We start from the raw sequence: 19,261 nt of genomic DNA, 5'->3' as shown, positions 1-19,261 counted from the left end.
ACCAAAAACGGTTTTTTCTTGACGCAGTTCACCCTCGTTTTTCACAAACGCACGTATATTATTGATTCTGTTGAATATTCGCCATTTCAATATTCCAGGGAATTAACCAATAAGGGTTGCTTGAACCCATGCGGATACTATGTTGAGAACGATCAAACTTTTTCTGACACTCGCGCTGTGTACTTACCTGCTCGGTTGCGGCACCGACACCAGTTCGGGTGATCGGGCAGATGGTGGTGATGGATCCACGCCAGGCGTGACCATTTCGTCGTCGGGCGGTTCGGGCTCGGCCCGTTCCAGCTTTTCGATGCGCGTGACCGATGCCCCCATCGATGGGCTCGAGAACGTCGTGGTGCAATTCACCGCGGTCGAGATGAAGCGCCAGTCGGGTGGCTGGACCAAATACACGCTGCCGTCTCCGCAACCGATTGACCTGCTCGCGCTTCAGGGGCTGAGCACGGCCGACCTGCTGGTCAACATGCCGATCGAAGCCGGCGACTACAAACAGGTTCGTTTCATCCTCGATGACTCACCCATGGCGAACCGCGTTAAGGTGAAAGGTGGCGCGTGGAAAGACCTCGAAGTGCCCAACGCATCCACTACCGGCCTTAAAATCAAACAGGATTTCACTATCCCGGATGACCGCCAGATCAATTTCACGGTCGACTTCGACCTGCGCAAGTCGGTCAAGTACAAAAGCAAATCCGGTAAATACAAGCTTAAGGCAAAGATGAAACTGGTGATCGACAGCGATGTCGGATTTATCCGCGGCAGTGTGCATCCATCGTTGTTGATGGCCAAGAGCTGCTCGGATGGCGATGTTGACACCCACAATGCGGCTTACGTCTACAGCGGGCACAACGTCGCGCCGGGTGATATCGATGAAGCATCACCGTCAAATAATGAGCCGGTAACGACCACGATGATCCAGTATGACAACACGACTGGTCTCTACATTTTCGAAGCCGCGTTCCTGGCCGCGGGTGATTACACTATTGCACTCACCTGTAATGCCGACCGCGAAGTTATCGATGAAAACGACAACGGCGATGACGGTGACCCGAACGATGACGACGCCCTCCAGTTCTTCGGCGTCCAGAACGTTACTATCCTCGTAACCGATACCACTTTTCTCAAGCCCTGATCCCGATTCAGGGCTATAAATAAGACAGCACGATCTGTTAGGAAGGCTGCGTGACCCTGAGAAAAAATTATCTCCCCTTTATTACCCTGTTGGCGTTCGCCATTGCGGGCAGCGTACAGGCGCAGGATTCATCCGAAGCGGATGAGCTGAACCAGTTCATGAACCTGCTCGAGCAGCAAACCTCGCTTGCCACCAACACCCGCCTTAACGCCGATTTCGTGCCCGGCATGTTGAGCGTGCTCACCGCCGAGCAAATGCAGCGCCGTGGCTTTCGCACACTGTGGGAAGCACTGGCATCGATCCCCGGTGTGCAAACCACGATGAACGAGACCGGCATGCGCAGCATCACGGTGCGCGGCATTGGCAAGCTCTTTGAGCCCAGCAAGGTAAAACTGCTACTCAACGGCAAGGCGTTGAATTCTTCGGCGGGTGCCACCACCGGCACGCTCTACGATACCCCGGTCGAGCAGATCGAACGCGTCGAGTTCATCCGCGGCCCGGGTTCAGCGATCTACGGTGAATTCGCCTATGCCGGCGTGGTCAACGTTATTACCCGTCAGCAGGGTGAGCAGTATTCTGCCGGAATCGAATCCGGTAACGGCCTGAACTTCGCGGCACTTTACAGTTACGAACAACCCGGTGGCGACTTCAAGACCAGCATCAACATCGCGGCCAGCCAGGCCGATGGCGACGACATCGATTCCGGTCTCGATCGCACACCGGCGGGAACGCCAACTTATGCCCCGGGACCACTCAACAACAAGCGCGATTTCGTGTCGGCCATCCTCAGCTTTGAGACCGGCGACCTGGTCGCGTTGCTGCAATTGCAGGAGGGAAATCGCGGTGATCATTTCGGCACCAATAACCTGTTGCCGCCGGATGACCGCCAAACGGTGATTTCGGAATCGGTGTTATCGGCCGATGTGCGCCAGTCCTTCGAACTCGATGAACAGCTTTCCGGCGCATGGTCGCTCAACCTGTTGAACACCGAGACCGAGCAAAACTCGTTGTTCTTCGGTGTGGCCCAATTCTTCGATGCATTCAGCACCGAAGACGATGTCGTCGCCGATTCGCTGCTCGAGGAACGGCGCCTCGAAGCCGAGATCAACCTGAACTGGGAAGTCTCGGCGCATACGCTGTTCGGGGCGCTGATAATGACCGACCTCGAGGTCAAGGAATCCGAACAGTTCATTTCCCTTGACCCGATTACCCGGTTGCCTACAGCGATGCTAAACGAGTTTCCAAGCCCGGTCGGTGACTCGGAAGAGCGCAGTTCGATCAGTGTCGTGCTGCAGGACGAGTACCGTATCGATGACCGCCTTACGCTGACCGCCGGTTTGCGTTACGACAACTACGAAGACATCGACTCGAACCTCTCCCCGCGCATCGCGCTGGTGTGGCGCCGCTCGGACCAGCACATCTTCAAAACCCAGCTCGCACGTGCTTTCAAACCACCGTCGTTGATCGAGGAAGGCGGTTCAATCGAGACAGATATCGATTCCGAAACCAACGACACCCTCGAGTTCGGGCATATCTTCCTCGACAACGACCTGGTGTTGCGCAACACGATCTATTTCTCGAAGCTCGATAACCTGATCCTGTTCCAGGATTTCGCCCCGTTCGGCTACTTCAACAGCGGTTCCTTCGATCTGCGCGGCTACGAACTCGAAGTCGACAAATCGGTTGGCAACGACTGGGATATCAACGCCAGCCTGTCGTTGCAGGATTACGTCGATGACAAACTGCCCGGCGCCGCACCGTGGATGCTGAAGCTCGGCGTCGAGTATGCACTCATGCCGTTGACCGGTGTGCACCTGCAGGTCAACAGCCTCGGCAACCGTGATCGCGAAGAGACCGATACGCGCGGTGATTTTGAACAGACCACGCAGGTCGATGTCAGCCTGCGCATGCAGAACTTTAGCGGCATCGACGGATTGAATTTTCGCGCCGGTATCGTGAATCTGCTCGACGACGAGCTGAAACACCCGGCACCCCTGGACAGCTACCCGGACGACTACCCCTACAGCGACGGTGCGACGCTATGGGCACAGTTTACCTACGAGCCATGATCAACTTTCCGAGGCCAATCAACGTGTTGAGATTACCCGGCAAAATCGGGCTCATCACCCTGCTGTGCCTGGTCTCATTCGTCGGGCTGCCGTCACTCGCGCAGGAGAACGCGACACCACGGCTGCAGATCGGCATCAACCTGCTGCCCGCGGTTATTGCCGCCAACCAGAGCCTGGCGGCCAGCGACGGTACCAATGACCTGCCGATCTACCTGGTGTATCGCGAAAATCGACGGATCGCGCAGCAACTCGAACCGGGCCTGCGCCAGATCGGGGAAATTCGCAAGCGCAAGCTCAAGATCAGGACCTTGTCGCTCGATACATTGCTGGCCGGTGAGCCGGCACCGCTGAGTATCGTTTTTATTACCGAACCCCTGGATCAACGCCTTGACGAGCTGCTCGAGCTCGCGCAACGGCAGCGGATCCTCCTGTTTTCTCCTTTCAAGGGCGACGTCGAACTCGGCGTTACCGCCGGCTTCCAGGTCACGGACAAGGTGCTTCCGCTGGTCAACATGGCGTCCCTGAAACAATCAAAAATACAATTGAAAGCGTTCTTTTTGCGCATTGCGGTGAAACATGAGTAAGCAATTCCTCTCTAGAAACTTCCTTAACTCGGTGGACCTCAAGTCCTCGCTGTTATTTCTTGGCATTGGCGTGGTCATCATCTCGATGACCCTGTGGAACTGGCACTATGACGTCAAGCCACGGCTGGTCAACGAGGCGCAATCGAACACTCGCGTGCTGGCGTCATCCTATGCGCGCGCGATCGAATCGCAGTTTCAGAACGTCACTGGCAAGACCGACGTTTCGGTGATTCATAACTCGATTAACGAGATGCTGCTCATCAACGACCCGAGCACCGGTGAGAATCTTTACTACGGGGTAACCCTCGAGGTCGACTATGACGCGTTTCCGACGGATTACGACCTGGTGAATTTCAACGTCGGTGCGACGGACTGTAAAGACTGCATCATCACCGAAAATCCGATTTATAAAAAGACCAGCGGCGAACTGATCGCAATCCTAAAAATCTACGCAAACCCGATCTTCTACCAGCGCCTCGTCGACGATATCGTTAACGATCTCGCGATCATGCTGATCGGCGTCATCCTCGTGCTGGTGGTCGCCTGGATCACGTCGAATCGCCTGATGGAGCGTATCCGCGAGCGCGAACACAGCCTGGTCTACGAAATTGCCGAGCGCAAATCGGCCGAGGAACGCCTGCACCAGATCGCGGCTTACGATCAACTGACGAACCTGCCGAATCGTTACCTGCTGCAGGCTGATTTCTCGCGCAAGCTCGAAGAATCGGGGCGTAATGGTAAAAAGCTGGCGACACTATTTTTCGATCTCGATCATTTCAAGGAAGTTAACGATGTGCACGGTCATGAAGCCGGGGACGCGTTACTCGAACAGGTGGCACGACGCATGTCCGAGGTGACCCGCAACTATGACCTGCTGGCCCGTTTCGGTGGTGACGAATTCGTCATGATCATGTCGAACCTGGACGACCGGCTGGATGTCAACCACGTGGTCGAAAAGATTATTACGGGTTTCGAACCGGCCTTCGAGCTGCCTGGTGCCACGGTGCACATCACCACCAGCGTCGGTATCAGTATTTATCCGGAAGATGGTAATGATCCGAGCGAGTTGTTAAAGAATGCGGATCTCGCGATGTATCGCGCCAAGGCCGAAGGTCGCAACTGTTACCAGTTTTTCAGCTCCGAGATGAACCTCGAGATGCAATATTCCCGCTGGGTCGAAACCAACCTGCGCAAGGCGCTCGATGAAAATCGACTGGCGCTTTACTTTCAGCCCCAGATCAACCTTGAAACCGGTGACGTCGAATCCTGCGAGGCGCTGATCCGCTGGCCGCAGGAGGACGGGGAAAACATCAACCCGGGAGACTTCATCAAAATTGCCGAGCGTACCGGGCAAATCCTCGATATCAGCAACTGGGTTGCGAACGAAGCCTGCCGCGTTATCCAGCAATGGACCGAGCAGGGCTATGACACTGTGCGCGTCGACATTAACCTCTCGAGCAAGGATTTTGCCAACCGCGGTGTGCTCTACAAGTTTTTGCAGATACTGCAACGCCATCACCTGAAGGCCAGTCAAATCGGCGTCGAGATCGCCGAGAACATCATGCTGGAATCGCCTGACCAGGCGATCAAGGCGTTGAGCGTGTTACATAATGCCGGCGTGCATATCTCGATCGACGATTTCGGCACCGGGTATTCGTCGCTGAACTCGCTCAAGCAACTGCCGCTGTCGGGCATCAAGATCGACGAGAGTTTCGTGCACGAGGCCCCGAACAGCAAGGATGACCTGGTCATCATGCAGGCGATCACGCTCGCGGGCCAGGGCTTCGGCCTCGATGTCGTCGCCGAGGGCGTCGAAACCGAGTGGCACCAGTCCTTGTGCAAGGAAGTGGGCTGTAACACGATACAGGGTAACTACGTGTCCCTACCGCTGCCGGCCGAAGAATTTGCGGAACAGTACCTGAAAAAAGACAAAGTGGTCGGCAAGGCGCGCGGTTGAATTGTAGCCTCAAGCGGCTACACTGGGCGTCCTTGCCGTGCCAGACCCTGATCTCGATGCCCGAAAATTACCAACTTGTAGAATCCCTGTTACAACAACCGCTTGATAGCGGCGACGTGATTTGCAACCTGTGCCTGTGGCGCTGTCGCCTGCGGCATGGCCAGCGCGGCTTCTGCCAGGCGCATGTCAACCGTAACGGTACCTTGTACAACCTTTCCTACGGTATCGTGTCAGCGATCGAGGTCGAATCGATCCGCAATAAACCGGTTTATCACTACCGCCCCGACAGTCGCGTAATGTCGATTGGCAGCTACGGTTGCAATTTCCGCTGCAAGGGTTGCCACAACCTCGAGATTTCCTGGGGCGTCGAAGCACTCGACAAGCTCGCGCGCGGACAGTCGACCGATGCTTTTATGTCCCCGGCGCAAATGGTTGAAACCGCGCTCAAGCACGAGGTCGACGGCATCGCGTTTACCTACTCCGAGCCCGCGGTATGGCTTGAATACGTGCTCGACGTGTCAAGGCTCGCCCACGACGCCGGGCTGTTCACGCTTTACGTGTCCAACAGTTTCGTCACCGACGAGGCGCTCGATCTGATGGCACCACACATTGATGTGTTGTGTTCCGACATCAAGAGCCTGTCGGCCGAATTTTACCGGGACATCTGCCCGGTGAGCACGGTCGAGCAGGTGCTGGGATCGATCAAGAGAGCGGCCGAGCTGGGCATTCATGTCGAAACCCGCACCAATGTGATTCCAACGAAAAATGATGATGTCGATGAATTGAAGCGAATCGCCGCGTGGATTCATGACAACCTCGGTGCAGAAAGCCCCTGGCATGTCACGAAGTTTTTCCCCGCCTACAAGCTCTCGCATTTGCCGGCAACCGACAACGCCATTATCGAGCAGGCGGCAGTGGCCGGTCGCGATGCCGGGTTACAGCATGTTTACGCGCACACCGACATTTCCTGCGATTGCGCGACTGAAAATCAACCGATCTCGGCCTGGCTCGAACTCGATGCCGACGCGATGAACGCAGTTAAAACCTGTGCAGCACCCTGCTGCGGTGATGAAGGTATTCTCGTCAAGAAGTTCGAACGCGAGGCAGGCCTGCTCGCCAGATAAATCCCGAAGTCGTCATTCCGGTAATTTTTGCCATTCCGGCTCTCTTTTGTCATTCCGGCGAAAGCCGGAATCCAGCAATCTAGTTCTGCAGCGACCCCAGCAGCTTACGCACCGGGGTCGGCAGACCGTGGCTGCCGAGATCTTCGATTTCCACCCAGTCGTAATTATCCGCATCAGAGACATGATCCGGCAGGGTTTTCATCTCGATAATCGCGAGCGAAATACCGAGACTGTAATGCGTAAACTGGTGGCGAATGACATCCTGCTGGATTTTCTGCGGCGCCTGGGTCGTCGACAGGAAGCTTTGCTGCCAGAGTTGAACATCCTTTTCGCCGTCGACTTCGGGCAACGACCAGAGTCCGCCCCAGATACCGCTGGGTGGCCGGCGCCACAGCAATACCTGGTCTTCGTAACGATGCAATAGCATCAAGGTGTGTTTGTGCGGCTTGGCGCGTGCCGGTTTTTTCTGCGGGTACTCGGCCTGGCTGTGGTGACGATAACTCGAGCACAGGTTTTTCAGCGGACAGGCCTCGCACTTCGGATTCGATTTGAGACAGATCATCGAACCGATATCCATCATTGCCTGGTTGAAATCGGAAGTGTTCTGCGCCGGGGTTACCGATTCCGACAGGTACCACAGCTGTTTCATGGTATCGCTGCGTCCATACCAACCCGGTACCCGGAAGCAACGCGCGAGCACACGCTTGACGTTGCCATCGAGAATCGGCCAGTGCTGGTGAAAGGCAAAACTCAGGATTGCGCCCGCGGTCGAGCGCCCTATTCCGGGCAATGCCTCGACAGCTTCCATGGTTCTCGGAAAGCGGCCATTGTGCCGGTCCCGGATGACGCCGGCGGCCTTGTGCAGGTTACGCGCGCGCGCATAGTATCCAAGCCCCTGCCAGTGCTGCAGCACTTCGTCGATGCTGGCGTCGGCGAGCTGTCGGATATTGGGAAAACGCTTGATGAAATCCCGGTAATACGGGATGACCGTATTGACCTGCGTTTGCTGCAGCATGATTTCGGAGAGCCAGACGCGGTAGGCGTCCTGTTGCTGCCATGGCAGGTCATGCCGCCCGTAACGCCGGTACCAGTCCAGTACCGTGTTGGCAAAACTGGACGCGTCGGCATCCATTTATTCGAGTAAATTTTTAAGCTTGTCCTCGAGCTTCTTCTTGGCCTTGGTCTTTTCAACTTCCTTTTTCTTTTCGAGCTCGCGTTTCTTGGACTCGGCGAGCGCCTTCTGTTCCGCCTCGAGCTGCTGCTTGAGCTCTTCCTTTTGCTTTTCGATTTCAGCCTTGAGCTTGGCCTTCTCGGCGTCCGCTTTCGCCTTCATCATTTCATCGAGCAGTACGTCGATCTTGGGCGCATTAAACGGCCCCTTGATACCGACCGGAATTTCGAGGCCGGCAAGTTCCTCGGCAGAGCCACCTTGCTGGCCCTCCACGGATTCGACCAGCTTGGCATTTACCTGGTAATCAATCTCCTCGGTATTCAGATTGGCACTGCCTTTACCGCTGATCCGTAACAGCGGGGCCTGCAGGTCGAGGTCATCGCTTGAGAACACGCCATTCTTGATCACGCCACTGATTGTCAGCGACGAGAAATCGGTTTTAAACGTTTCTTCCGCTGGTGGCTCCTTACCGCCAAACTTGGCCTTGGCGGCCTCGATCGACTGGCGGATATTGAAGCCGTTGATTGCACCATCGAGGAATGTGAGATTCATCGTTCCATTACTGTTCTGCTTGAGCTTGCTCAACCATTCACCACGAGTGGTCAGGTTGACCTCGGCGTTCAAGGTGCCAATGACCGCGTCCTCGCCCGTATAGTCCATAAGCAGGTCACCAATCTGTATTCCCGCGATCGATTTAGTGACCGCGTACTTCGGGGTATCCGATTTGGCATCGAGCACGACAGCGGTCTCGATCGTACCATCGTAGGCATTAAACCTGACCGGTTTCAGCGAAACCAGGCCGTTTTGTGCCTTGACCTTGACGTCGAGATTACTCATTTTGAGGTTCTGCGCCTTGATCTGCGCGATCTTGAGCGCGCCATCGATATCGAGATCACGCAGGGTTTGCATCGGCAATTCAATTTGCACGTCTTCGCTGGCAGTACTGGTCGCTTCGCTTTCAGCCGGCTCCATGGCGGGCGGCGTTCCGAGCAGCGCATCGACATCGAGATTATCCGAGGCGAGATCAAACTTCACCACAGGTTTGGCAAAATTGGAAACCTGTACACTGCCCCCGATCTGGAATTCATTCAACAGGAGTGCCATCTCGCTGAGCGTCAAACTCTGCTGTTCAATCAGGTAGGTCACGTTGGTCTTGAGATCGAAGACGATATCGAGATCGCCACTGGCATTGGCATCGAGATGCAGTGTTAACGGAAAGGCTTCATTCGGCACGATACGCCCGGTGCCGATATCGAGGTCGACGATGCGGAACTCGGTACCTGCCTGCTGGTCCTGCCACAGCAGTTGTATATTCTCGAGATCGAGACCGCCGAAAGCGCCCTTGATTTCAAAGTCGGACTCGCCCGTGTCAGCCGAGCTTTCATCAGCTCCCGCACCTTGTGAGGGTTCGGCAACCAGATCGTCCCAGTTGGTGACACCCGCCTTGTTTTTAATCAGGTTGATTTCGAGATCGCGCAACACCAGCTTGTCGATTTCCGGGGCAAAGGCGACCAGCGAAGCCAGGTCGACACTGATGCTCGCTTCGCTGACCTTGACCATCGGCAGGGCACCAAAACCTTCGGCATTGGAAAAACTCATCGCACCGAGTTTCATACCGAGCGCCGGGAACACCGTGAGGTCCACGTCGCCGTGGAACTGCAGCTCGCGCCCGGTCTGTTCACGCACCAGCTCGGTGAGATCCTCCTTGTAGGCATTGGGGTCGAATACCGCCACAAATATGACCACAATCGCAACCAGGAAGACAATTGCGGCGACCACGCCGATAACGAGATAACGAATGATTTTCTTCATAACAGGTTAGTAGCTTTATACCTTGGCTTTGATCTGAAATAATGCCCTGCAATGTGGCACGAAACGGGACTTGATACAAGATCATGTTAGATAAACTGAGAGATTGGGCCGACCGGGCAACGGGATATCGTTTTGCGGGTTCCGGGGATGATGGCGTAATCATGCGTATCGCGATACCGGTCGTGATAATTTTGCTCCTGTTGGCGCTGCTGGGTATTTACTGGAGCGACGAGCCAGATCCGTTTGATATCGAGGAAGCCGCGGTCGAGCATGCCCCGGTGACTGAATCGCGACTCACCACCGGCAGTTACACCACGAGCACGTTGATTACCGTGATGGAGACGCTCATGAACAAGCGCGGCGGTTATCTCAGCAACGACATCATGCCGCCATCGATCTGGCTCGATAACATCCCCAACTGGGAATTCGGCGTACTGGTGCAGTGTCGTGACCTGGCGCGCTCGATGCGCAACGATTTCAGTCGCTCGCAATCGCAGTCGGCCGAAGACGAGGATTTGATCATTTCCGAGCCCAAGTTCAACTTCGACAACGAATCGTGGTTTTTACCGGCCACGGAAAACGTCTACGGCGAAGGTATTACCGCGCTCTACGGTTACCTCGAGCGACTGCAGAATCCGGGCGATCCGGACGCGCAGTTTTATGCGCGCGCGGACAACCTGCAGGAATGGCTCGGGCAGGTGGAAAAGCGGCTCGGTAGCCTGTCGCAGCGCCTGAGCGCAAGCGTTGGCCAGGTGCGACTCAACACGGATCTCGCCGGCGATGCCGAGGCGGTACAATCGACGCGAACCAGTTCCCAGGTCGAGGTTAAAACCCCCTGGGACGAAATCGATGATGTCTTTTACGAGGCCCGCGGCGCCTCCTGGGCGCTGGTCCAGTTTCTGAAGGCGGTGGAACTGGATTTCGAACCGATACTGCAAAAGAAAAACGCGTTGATCAGCCTGCGCCAGATCATTCGCGAACTCGAGGCAACCCAGGACGCTATCTGGAGCCCTATCATCCTGAACGGTGGCGGATTCGGTATTTTTGCCAACCACTCGCTGGTCATGGCGTCGTATATTTCGCGTGCGAATGCCGCGGTCATCGATCTGCGCAGCCTGCTGGCACAGGGTTAACCTTCAATTCGATCCCACCCCGGCTCCAAATCGACCAACAGCCGACATTAGGTAAATATTTAACATTTACCGCCTGACGGATCGAATTTAACCAATTTGAGTGATGCAGAGTTTTCTCGAATCATGTTTCATCTCTCCAGGGGGAGGTATGAATCATAGAAGCGACGAGATAATCAAACAGCTTAACCGCCTTGCGAATGATCGCAACCAGGCTACGTATACGCGTAATAAACTACGCGATGCTATTAGTCATGTCAGGGCGTTGCAACTCAAGCTCTCGGAATTAAAGCGCGATCCGGAATTAGTGACGAATGAGCATGTGGAGCGTCTTGACACGCTTACGTCCAGACAACGAAACCTCATAAAGAAGCTGGAGTATGAAAACCAGCACTTAAAATTGAAAACCCGTGCTTTAACCAAACGAGTCCGGGATTTGAAAGAGAAAAGTGCGGAGATCGATAGAGAACCTGCCTAGAAAACAACTGGCAAATAAAGCGATAGCAAACTTACTTTATCGACAAAGCCCAACAAGCGAACTTTCACCCCAATTCCGCACTGATCGACTCGGCCGAACGTCTGTTCCTGGCCGAAGATTGTCACCCACACCTGGATTTTGAGTATCTCCTTTGGAGAAGGCGCACGCTGAGACCCGATTTTTCAGGGGCGACTAACGACCCAGAGCAGACTCCAGCGACATCCATAGGTTGCGCTGTGTTATTGTATCGACTGGATGAACTATGCGTCATTTGCAATGAAAACAGAATCAACTAATCCACAGGTCAATCGCGGTATAGCTAAAATTCACAAAATTGCCGACAAGCGTGTGTCGGATAAAGGGGCTCCCTATTGCGAGAGGCGACTTGATAATCTGCTCGAAAACCTGCAAAAGAAAGATCGCGCCAGGAGCATCGATTCTGCACTCAGAAGTTACTTTTATGCCGAGGCCCTGAAACCCTATCAGGCGGAATTGATCAAAATGCAGGCGCATCTGGAAGCGACCAAGCGTAAGGTCATCGTCCTTTTTGATGGCCGTGATGCTTCGGGCAAGGGTGGAACTATCCGGCGCTTGACTCGTTACATGAATGAGAAGCATTACCGGGCCGTGGCGTTGGGCAAGCCCAGTCCGAATCAGCGTACTGAACTGCACATGAAGCGTTACATTGAGCAATTTCCTCACGCGGGCGAAATCGTATTCTTCGATCGCAGCTGGTATAACCGGGCTATGGTGGAGCCGATCATGGGCTTTTGTACCCGCAGCCAGTATCGGGCGTTCCTGCGTAAGGTAAACGACTACGAAGAAAGTTTTATAAGCGATCGAAGTACCACTTTGCTGAAATTGTATTTTTCGGTCTCAAAAAAAGAGCAGTATCGGCGATTCGAACGCCGTCGCAATGATCCGCTGCGGCAATGGAAGTTGAGCGAGGTTGATCTCCAGGCCCAGGAACTGTGGGATGAGTTCACCGAAATGAAATATCGACTGCTGCAAAAGACCCATACCAGCAAGAATCCCTGGTTCGTCATACGTGCCGACGACAAGCACAAGGCAAGGCTCGAGACCATGAAACTGCTGTTATCGAGGATTCCCTACAGGGGCCGTAGTCGAAAGCTGGATTTTCGACTAGACCCGGATGTGATCATCAAGGGTGACAAGGAAATCGCCAGAATGGAAAAGCAACGACGTAAACACGGTCACTTCGTCAGATGACTGGTTCCCTGCATCCATGACGAATCCATTAGTTCGAAACCACAAACTGGGGGACCACCCTGGCCGATACGATTCAAATTAACCTCCGTTCCTGACCGTAGGTTGCTACTGACCGATTAAAATTTAAACGGCAGCCTTGGAGAAAGGCACCCGTCAGATATGGTGACTGAATTCCCCGCGCTCGGCCGGCGCCATCAACTCGTGAAATTGCACACCACTCATCCGCACCAGAGTCTGATGATCACCCGCCTCGAAGAAGACTTCATCCAGTTTGCCAAGGCTGGATGTCGGGTCCCATACTGTCTTTACCCCGTAGGCCATACCAATGGGCGGCACCGCTCCCGGTTCACAGTCACTAAAGAGCTCCTCCAGGGCAGCTTCATCCGCCATCAACACTTCTTTACGCAGCAGCTTGTGTAGGGATTCGAGCTCAACGTGATAGTCAGCAGGCAAAACCACCAGTAAGTAGCCGTCGTAATCCTTTACCAACACCCCCTTGGCCAGGGCATCACCAGGAACATGGGCCTTTTCTGCAGTCTCCATGCTGTATTCACTGTGCGGATGAGTGACCACCTGGTACTTAACCTCCCGCTGTTGCAGATAATTTTCCAATTTCGATGCTATTGTCATGATCCCTCCTGATTCCATGTTGTGAAAATATTCAGCATCTACCAAAACAATTTGTATTTAACTGATAGACAAGGCTACCGAGTAATTACTATGTGATCTTGATATAGATCAGAGGAGATTAAGTTCTACCTGATAACCAGGCGTCCGCTTCTGGCCGCAGGTAGCCGCCCGTATGAGATTTATCAGCTTCTGCTATCAAGAAGGGGCGGTCGAAACCAGCATGCTGAAACGCCACCTGTTCGCAATTTTATTATTTAACGGTTATCTAAATCGCAAATTATAAACTTTACCGGCTTGTCGGTTCGATTGTAGAACCAGTGGTCAGTGTCCGCGTCCTCCAGGATGGCTTTATCTCCGCCGGCAGGATAGTCACGCTCGCCATCCGGCCGACCTTCAGTCCATGACCCCTCAAGCGTATAAACCAGGCCGGGACGGGTATCATGCTTGTGCCGTGCGATCTGACCGCCAGGTTCCATTGTTACCATTCTTAGCTGTAAAACGTAGCCTGTCAGGCCAGTCTGCCTGGACATCGACTCCTTCGACACAACCCCCAGTTTGGTAAGGTCGAGTCCTTCACTTTTTGTTGGATATGATTCTTGCGCTCTAAGCGATCTCATGTCGAGATTTCCAATAACTAAACCGGCCGCAAAAATGGATACGCCTATTAGTATGCTTCGTATTCTATTCATGGGATTCTCCTCCTGAAGGTGTGGGTGGAGCTCGAATTTCACCAATACGCGGGCCTTAACAACCGAGTGTCGTTTTTCCGGAGAGGTTAGGGCGGCCTCGCACTTACCTTGCACCAGCAGCCCAACCTCACTTCATTTTTTGGCGTAAGTCTCTGCGGCCGAACTGTCAAATTCATACATGACAACGGGTTCGTCCCCGACGACCCAGCCGTCGTGACCGGGTTCGATTACGTATGCATCGCCAGCTTTGATATCAACCTCGGTTCCATCGTCATGTCGCACTTTCATCTGGCCTGACACACAGGTGCCGACGTGGTGCACCTGACAACTCTCGCCTCCAACTACCGGCTTGACGCAGCTGGACCAACTCCATCCTGGCTGCACTGTAAGTTGAGCTACCTTGACTGATCCCAGGTCCACGACCGCCACGTTGGTCTTATCCGGCGTGCGGGTCTCGTCCGGGGTCGAGAAACTTTTTTTCCGTATGACAGACATCGTTTCCCCCTTATGGATTTATTATCCGGCCTGTCAGTTTATTCTCCTGGAACATTCCCTACCAATCGAAAAAATGAATTCGTCTGAACAGCAGATAACTTTATTGGATCGCCAAAAAAGGGGACGGGGGGATTAAACTTTAATCCCCCCGCCCGTTTTACTTTTGTGTGGGTTTAAACCCGGAAATGAGCGAACAGCAGCAATAAGCCTGCGATAATGGGTAATATCGTATAACCGAACATGTGTATGGAATGGCCCATTTTTTCACCATTACGTTCGATCAACAATTGCAGTTTTTCGATTTTTTCAGGTGCAACTTTTCTCTGGATAAAGCAATATAGGCCATAAACAATCGCCAGTACTCCGAGAATAAAATTAAAACCGATATCCATAACCCGGCCATAGTAACGCAGCTTGATGGCGAACAATACTGCGGAAAACCAGTACATGTATACCGGTGCCTTGCGTATATCGTTGGTATTATTTACCCGGTGGCGGTATTAAAAGACAAGTTGAGAGGTGAGCAGATTATTGATCCATATCACAAAAGAAAAATACCGATAGTAGGATTATGGGACGATCTGTTGGGAGGAATGTTTATGAAACGGCACATCGTGCTAATTATTATAATTTTACTCCTCGGGCTGTTTGTAGCATTCAGCGCGGCCTCCCATCCGTATGAAGGGCCACCTTACGAGGCACCAATGACATTCATTCTGCATACGACGGATGATGGAAGACCTGTTTATACAAACATTCCGAAAAAATGTTTCTCGAAAGGCCGGCTGACCTGCATCCAGCTCCATCCGGTATTCAATGGACCCGGTACCATCGAGAATCCTGAAAATTAAGCCCGCCGAAACGGGTTGAACCGGGGATATTAAGCACTTATACTTTCGCTTCAATTAATGTGTATCCAATGGAAACACAATGGCAAAAACATCAGCCCTACGAATTCGAATCGAGCCTGGATTGCATAAAAGGTTTCTTGATACCTGTAAAGCACGCGACATACCGGCTTCACAAGTTTTACGGGAGTATATGAAGCAATTTGTATACACTCATGAGCATACTGCACAGTCGGACTTTTTCATCGGGCAAAACGCAGTGCCCGAATCCATTGAAGAAGACCCGAGCTAGGCGCTATGGAAGAGAATCCCCAAATGATCGGGAAATACCAGGTTAAATCTTTGCTCGGCGAAGGTGGGATCGGGGTCGTTTACGAGGGATACGATCCTGACATCCAACGTCGGGTTGCGATAAAGGTTCTGCACCCACACCTGATTAGCGGCAAGGCGGGTGAAGAACTGTTAGCGCGGTTCAAACGCGAGGCGATCTCGGCGGCAAGATGTATTCACCCCAACGTTGTCACTATCCTCGAGTATGGCCAGCACGAAAACCAGCCTTTTATCATAATGGAATACGTCAACGGGGTTTCGGTACACAGGCTCATTAAACACAGGCTTAAACATGGGCGCGGCATCAGTTTGAGACGCGGCCTCTCGATCATATCGCAGTTGCTCGGAGCGCTGCATACTGCGCATCGATTAAATATTGTTCATCGGGATATCAAGGCATCCAATGTCCTGATCTTAAATAAGAGTGGTCGTATCAAGTTAACCGATTTTGGCATGGCCAGGCTCATGGAGAATTCGGACTTGACGATGATCGGGAGTTTCATGGGCACGCCAAGATACATGGCGCCGGAACTGAGGTTTGGATTGGAGGCCGATTGCCGGGCCGATGTATTCTCGGCGGCAAGGTTGTTCCTGGAGTTACTCAAAATGGTGCCGGAAAGCTCGCCATTCCAGCAATCCCGGTTACCGGAAATTGCCAACATGCCTCCCGGAAACCGGATCGATTACTCGGCCAACTACCCGACCGCACTCATTCCCGTCGTGATCCGGGGATTACAGGTTGATCGAGAAGAAAGGTATCAAACTGTGCTGGAATTCATGCAGGCAATAAAACGGGTACTACCCCGACTCCAGCAGAAGGCGACAACCTCTTCAGGTCAAGTTGCCACGATCAAAAGAGCATCGGTACCGGATATCGGGCCAAGCGAAGACGAGCTGAAATCGATGACGACCCTGCTAACCGACATTGTAGGACCCAGTGCGACACTCATTATGGGGGAGCTTGAAACCAAGAGCACATCGGCAAATAATTTAGCGATAGAGATTTCAAAAGAAATTCCGGAACAGGAAAAGAGAGCGGAATTTCTCGAGCGCTGGGAAATGATGAGCGTATCCAGGCGGACGTTAATCAATAAAGACGAGCTGAATTCGATGACGACCCTGCTAACCGACATTGTAGGACCGAGTGCGACACTCATAATGGAGGAGCATGAAACTAAAAGTGCTTCGGCAAACAATTTAGCGATAGAGATTTCAAAAGAAATTCCGGAACAGGAAAAACAGGAAGAATTTCTCAGGCGTTGGGAAATGATGAGCACATCGAGGCGGGCATTAATCAATAAAAAGAGGTCCGGTATTTCCCCGGAAATGATGAGGCCGCAGCCACAACAAGACGAAGCGCCGGATATAACCGGCAATGATTTTGTGCACTACATTGGGAAAGTTGCAAAAACCTGGTTGCGAAATTAACGCAAGTTCGACTTAATTATGGTCCATGAGTGCCCGGGATGGGTTGGTGATGCAACCGCGTACTTTCAGGAAATAAGAGCGAGGAGCGCGCCGACGAAGTAATCTCACCTTTATGGCGCGGCATCACAGGATTGCTTCGCTGCAGCCAATGCGTTCGCTTCGCTCACGGGCTGGCCCCCAGGTAAATTCGGAACTCGGGTAACCAAGCAGGTCGATATTTTATTTCAGGTTATTAGGCGATCAGCCACACCCGATCGACCGGATGCGCCGCCGTCGAGATAACTCGATCGATTCGGCAATCGAGGGATCGAGCGGCAAGAAGATGCGCGGCCCGACAGCGCAAGCTAAATACCGGTCTAGAATCGGGACCGCCGGGGGGCTCGGCCGTAGCGATGATTTTATGAAAAAATCCTCAAAATCATCCATACTTAACTTATCCAGACAGTCATCATGCCTGTTAGAGCTTATTTGTCGATCGAAGTAAATTTTTATATTAGCCAATAGGCTACCAATAATAAAAATCCTATTTAAAATTTATTTCTTGCGGTATTAAGCGCAAGCGTTACGCAATGGTGTCCGTGGCTGTATGAAACTAGGGAGTAGACAATATGCTAAATAAAAAATCCTTGCTGTCAATATTGCTGGCCTTTGTGCTCGTGCCTTCGGTGCAGGCGCGCGAAATATCCATGCTGACTGTCGAATGGGCACCACACTATGGTTCCGAGTTGCCCGAGGAGGGCTTGACCACGGCCATCGTCAAGGCCGCGTTCCGCGCCAGTGGCCACGTTTCGGAGGTCGATTTCATTCCCTGGACCCGCGCGCTCAAGGAAGTGGAGGAAGGCAAGGCCGATATCGTCATGGGCGCGTACCACAACAAGGAACGCGAACAAACGTATATCTTCAGCGATCCGATTTATTTTCTGCAGCTCGGCCTGATCGCGCGCCCGGGGCTCGGGATTACCCGTTATGACTCCCTGCGCGAACTGGCGCCCTACAGCATCGGCATTTCACGTGGTTTTGCCAACAGCGAGGAATTCGATGCGGCCAATTATCTCGACAAGCAAGTCGCGAGCTTCCCCAACCTGAATATCCGCAAGTTGTTCCGTGGACGCATCGACATGGCGGTGATGAACTTCGACCTGTTTCGTTACGAGGCGAGGAAAGAAGGCTTTTGCATCGGCGACGTCGAATTCGTCGAGCCACCGCTGGAAACGCACGGGTTATATCTGATGGCATCGCGCAATATTGCCGACGGCAAAAAAGTGATCGCGGACTTCAATCGCGGGCTGGCAAAGATACGCCAGAACGGCGAGTTCGATCGCATCGTCAACCGGTTACGCAAGTAATCCTGAAATTGGGAATCAACAATGGCAACTAAAGACATTCGCTGGTACAGCACGATTCGCATGAAGCTCGTCGTCGTGATCGTCATCTCCTGTACGCTGGTACTCGGGGGGCTGAGCGCATATAACACGTTCAACGATCAAAGACAGCTGGCCGCCGACCTGGAGAAACTGGCCCAGGTGACCTCGCAACGCCTGTCCAAGCACTTGATCGGGCCGATGTGGGACCTCGACCGGGACCTGGTCGACTCGACCCTCGAGGCCGAAATGCTGGAAGACAATATCCACGCAATCGTGGTCTGGGATGAGGGCGGCAAGTCGATATTCTCGGCGCGTGAACGTAATTCCGCGGGTCTGCCGGTGCCATCAAACGGTGCCATTGCCGGTGACCTGATCAAGGCGCAAAACGACGTCAACAACGGCAACAAGTCAATCGGCCAGATTGCGGTTTTTGTATCCAAGAGGCAGCTGGCGCGGCAACTGGCCACCGCCACCCTCGCCAACGTTATCACGCTACTGATCCTGATCGTCGTGCTGGTCGCGATCATGGCGATCGTCATGAACCAGGTTATCGTTGGCCCGATTACCCGCCTGGCAAAACACGCCGACACGATCAGCCACGGCGATCTGAAACAGAACATCGTGAGTGAATCGAACGATGAGATCGGCCAGCTTGCGGATTCCTTTCAGCGCATGCAGGTCAGCTTGCGGGTTGCGTTCAAGCGGATTTACGCCCGGGCCAAGAAAGCCGCATAGTGGTGCAGCGGGATCGAAGCTGCAGGCTTGAACAACAGACGCG

The 19,261-nt window shown here is 53.3% G+C and carries 18 protein-coding genes; 12 read left to right on the top strand and 6 right to left on the bottom strand.

Translation table 11 applies throughout. The features are described 5' to 3' along the window. The first annotated feature begins 142 nt into the window (after positions 1-142). The 5 genes from OES20_01515 to OES20_01495 are packed head-to-tail and all read left to right on the top strand — an operon-like array spanning position 143 to position 6,878. Positions 143-1,144 carry a DUF4382 domain-containing protein gene (locus OES20_01515; protein MDH3633360.1) on the top strand — a complete coding sequence of 334 codons (1,002 nt, stop codon included), beginning with the start codon at positions 143-145 and terminating at the stop codon, positions 1,142-1,144. A 50-nt stretch (positions 1,145-1,194) separates the two neighbouring features. After that, on the top strand, positions 1,195-3,213 hold the full coding sequence (locus OES20_01510) for a TonB-dependent receptor (protein ID MDH3633359.1): 2,019 nt from the start codon (positions 1,195-1,197) through the stop codon (positions 3,211-3,213). Continuing rightward, on the top strand, positions 3,186-3,797 hold the full coding sequence (locus OES20_01505; GenBank protein ID MDH3633358.1) for a YfiR/HmsC family protein: 612 nt from the start codon (positions 3,186-3,188) through the stop codon (positions 3,795-3,797). The genes OES20_01510 and OES20_01505 overlap by 28 nt, the downstream gene beginning before the upstream one ends. Then, positions 3,790-5,754 (top strand): EAL domain-containing protein, encoded by a 1,965-nt coding sequence (locus OES20_01500; GenBank protein ID MDH3633357.1) that lies wholly within the window; start codon positions 3,790-3,792, stop codon positions 5,752-5,754. The genes OES20_01505 and OES20_01500 overlap by 8 nt, the downstream gene beginning before the upstream one ends. 56 nt (positions 5,755-5,810) lie before the next feature. Then, the gene (locus tag OES20_01495) at positions 5,811-6,878 is read left to right on the top strand and encodes a radical SAM protein (GenBank protein ID MDH3633356.1); all 1,068 of its coding nucleotides are present in this window, start codon (positions 5,811-5,813) and stop codon (positions 6,876-6,878) included. Positions 6,879-6,957: 79 nt separating this feature from the next. On the opposite strand, the gene mutY is transcribed toward OES20_01495, so the two are convergent. Continuing rightward, positions 6,958-8,010, bottom strand: coding sequence for an A/G-specific adenine glycosylase (gene mutY, locus OES20_01490; protein ID MDH3633355.1), 1,053 nt, complete (start codon positions 8,008-8,010; stop codon positions 6,958-6,960). Beyond that, positions 8,011-9,861 (bottom strand): AsmA family protein, encoded by a 1,851-nt coding sequence (locus OES20_01485; protein ID MDH3633354.1) that lies wholly within the window; start codon positions 9,859-9,861, stop codon positions 8,011-8,013. It lies immediately after the preceding gene. Between the two features lie 83 nt (positions 9,862-9,944). On the opposite strand from OES20_01485, the gene OES20_01480 reads away from it, so the two are divergent. From OES20_01480 to OES20_01470, 3 genes are all read left to right on the top strand, one after another. Then, positions 9,945-10,994: a DUF2333 family protein gene (locus tag OES20_01480; protein MDH3633353.1), complete on the top strand. Its 1,050-nt coding sequence runs from the start codon at positions 9,945-9,947 to the stop codon at positions 10,992-10,994. Between the two features lie 148 nt (positions 10,995-11,142). Further along, positions 11,143-11,469 (top strand): hypothetical protein, encoded by a 327-nt coding sequence (locus OES20_01475; protein MDH3633352.1) that lies wholly within the window; start codon positions 11,143-11,145, stop codon positions 11,467-11,469. Positions 11,470-11,745: 276 nt separating this feature from the next. Further along, complete coding sequence (locus OES20_01470; protein MDH3633351.1) at positions 11,746-12,699, top strand: polyphosphate kinase 2; 954 nt, start codon at positions 11,746-11,748, stop codon at positions 12,697-12,699. Positions 12,700-12,852: 153 nt separating this feature from the next. Here the strand turns inward: OES20_01470 and OES20_01465 are convergent, their stop codons facing one another. From OES20_01465 to OES20_01450, 4 genes are all read right to left on the bottom strand, one after another. Beyond that, entirely contained in the window at positions 12,853-13,329 is a 477-nt protein-coding gene (locus OES20_01465) for a YbaK/EbsC family protein (GenBank protein MDH3633350.1), read from the bottom strand. A gap of 254 nt (positions 13,330-13,583) precedes the next feature. After that, positions 13,584-13,859, bottom strand: a complete 276-nt coding sequence (locus tag OES20_01460) for a cupin domain-containing protein (GenBank protein MDH3633349.1) — start codon at positions 13,857-13,859, stop codon at positions 13,584-13,586. Positions 13,860-14,150: 291 nt separating this feature from the next. Beyond that, entirely contained in the window at positions 14,151-14,513 is a 363-nt protein-coding gene (locus OES20_01455; GenBank protein ID MDH3633348.1) for a cupin domain-containing protein, read from the bottom strand. Between the two features lie 173 nt (positions 14,514-14,686). Next, positions 14,687-14,962: a hypothetical protein gene (locus tag OES20_01450; GenBank protein MDH3633347.1), complete on the bottom strand. Its 276-nt coding sequence runs from the start codon at positions 14,960-14,962 to the stop codon at positions 14,687-14,689. A gap of 42 nt (positions 14,963-15,004) precedes the next feature. Here OES20_01450 and OES20_01445 point away from each other — a divergent pair, with 42 nt between their 5' ends. The 4 genes from OES20_01445 to OES20_01430 all read left to right on the top strand — a co-directional run bounded on the left by OES20_01445 (position 15,005) and on the right by OES20_01430 (position 19,218). Further along, complete coding sequence (locus OES20_01445) at positions 15,005-15,364, top strand: hypothetical protein (GenBank protein MDH3633346.1); 360 nt, start codon at positions 15,005-15,007, stop codon at positions 15,362-15,364. Between the two features lie 294 nt (positions 15,365-15,658). After that, the gene (locus OES20_01440; protein MDH3633345.1) at positions 15,659-17,119 is read left to right on the top strand and encodes a serine/threonine protein kinase; all 1,461 of its coding nucleotides are present in this window, start codon (positions 15,659-15,661) and stop codon (positions 17,117-17,119) included. A gap of 608 nt (positions 17,120-17,727) precedes the next feature. Continuing rightward, a complete protein-coding gene (locus tag OES20_01435) occupies positions 17,728-18,465 on the top strand; it encodes a transporter substrate-binding domain-containing protein (protein MDH3633344.1) in 738 nt (245 codons plus the stop codon). 21 nt (positions 18,466-18,486) lie between these two features. Continuing rightward, positions 18,487-19,218 carry a HAMP domain-containing protein gene (locus tag OES20_01430; protein ID MDH3633343.1) on the top strand — a complete coding sequence of 244 codons (732 nt, stop codon included), beginning with the start codon at positions 18,487-18,489 and terminating at the stop codon, positions 19,216-19,218. Positions 19,219-19,261: the final 43 nt, after the last annotated feature.

Source organism: Gammaproteobacteria bacterium (genome assembly GCA_029862005.1).
Taxonomy (GTDB): Bacteria; Pseudomonadota; Gammaproteobacteria.
This window is presented reverse-complemented; position numbering and strand designations above follow the sequence as displayed.

Coding starts and splice junctions, on each gene's coding strand:
- OES20_01460 (MDH3633349.1), bottom strand. CDS start 13,859: ATGTCCAGGCAGACTGGCCTGACAGGCTACGTTTTACAGCTAAGAATG.
- OES20_01450 (MDH3633347.1), bottom strand. CDS start 14,962: ATGTACTGGTTTTCCGCAGTATTGTTCGCCATCAAGCTGCGTTACTAT.
- OES20_01430 (MDH3633343.1), top strand. CDS start 18,487: ATGGCAACTAAAGACATTCGCTGGTACAGCACGATTCGCATGAAGCTC.
- OES20_01440 (MDH3633345.1), top strand. CDS start 15,659: ATGGAAGAGAATCCCCAAATGATCGGGAAATACCAGGTTAAATCTTTG.
- OES20_01480 (MDH3633353.1), top strand. CDS start 9,945: ATGTTAGATAAACTGAGAGATTGGGCCGACCGGGCAACGGGATATCGT.
- OES20_01485 (MDH3633354.1), bottom strand. CDS start 9,861: ATGAAGAAAATCATTCGTTATCTCGTTATCGGCGTGGTCGCCGCAATT.
- OES20_01465 (MDH3633350.1), bottom strand. CDS start 13,329: ATGACAATAGCATCGAAATTGGAAAATTATCTGCAACAGCGGGAGGTT.
- OES20_01470 (MDH3633351.1), top strand. CDS start 11,746: ATGAAAACAGAATCAACTAATCCACAGGTCAATCGCGGTATAGCTAAA.
- mutY (MDH3633355.1), bottom strand. CDS start 8,010: ATGGATGCCGACGCGTCCAGTTTTGCCAACACGGTACTGGACTGGTAC.
- OES20_01455 (MDH3633348.1), bottom strand. CDS start 14,513: ATGTCTGTCATACGGAAAAAAAGTTTCTCGACCCCGGACGAGACCCGC.
- OES20_01475 (MDH3633352.1), top strand. CDS start 11,143: ATGAATCATAGAAGCGACGAGATAATCAAACAGCTTAACCGCCTTGCG.
- OES20_01495 (MDH3633356.1), top strand. CDS start 5,811: ATGCCCGAAAATTACCAACTTGTAGAATCCCTGTTACAACAACCGCTT.
- OES20_01500 (MDH3633357.1), top strand. CDS start 3,790: ATGAGTAAGCAATTCCTCTCTAGAAACTTCCTTAACTCGGTGGACCTC.
- OES20_01435 (MDH3633344.1), top strand. CDS start 17,728: ATGCTAAATAAAAAATCCTTGCTGTCAATATTGCTGGCCTTTGTGCTC.
- OES20_01505 (MDH3633358.1), top strand. CDS start 3,186: ATGGGCACAGTTTACCTACGAGCCATGATCAACTTTCCGAGGCCAATC.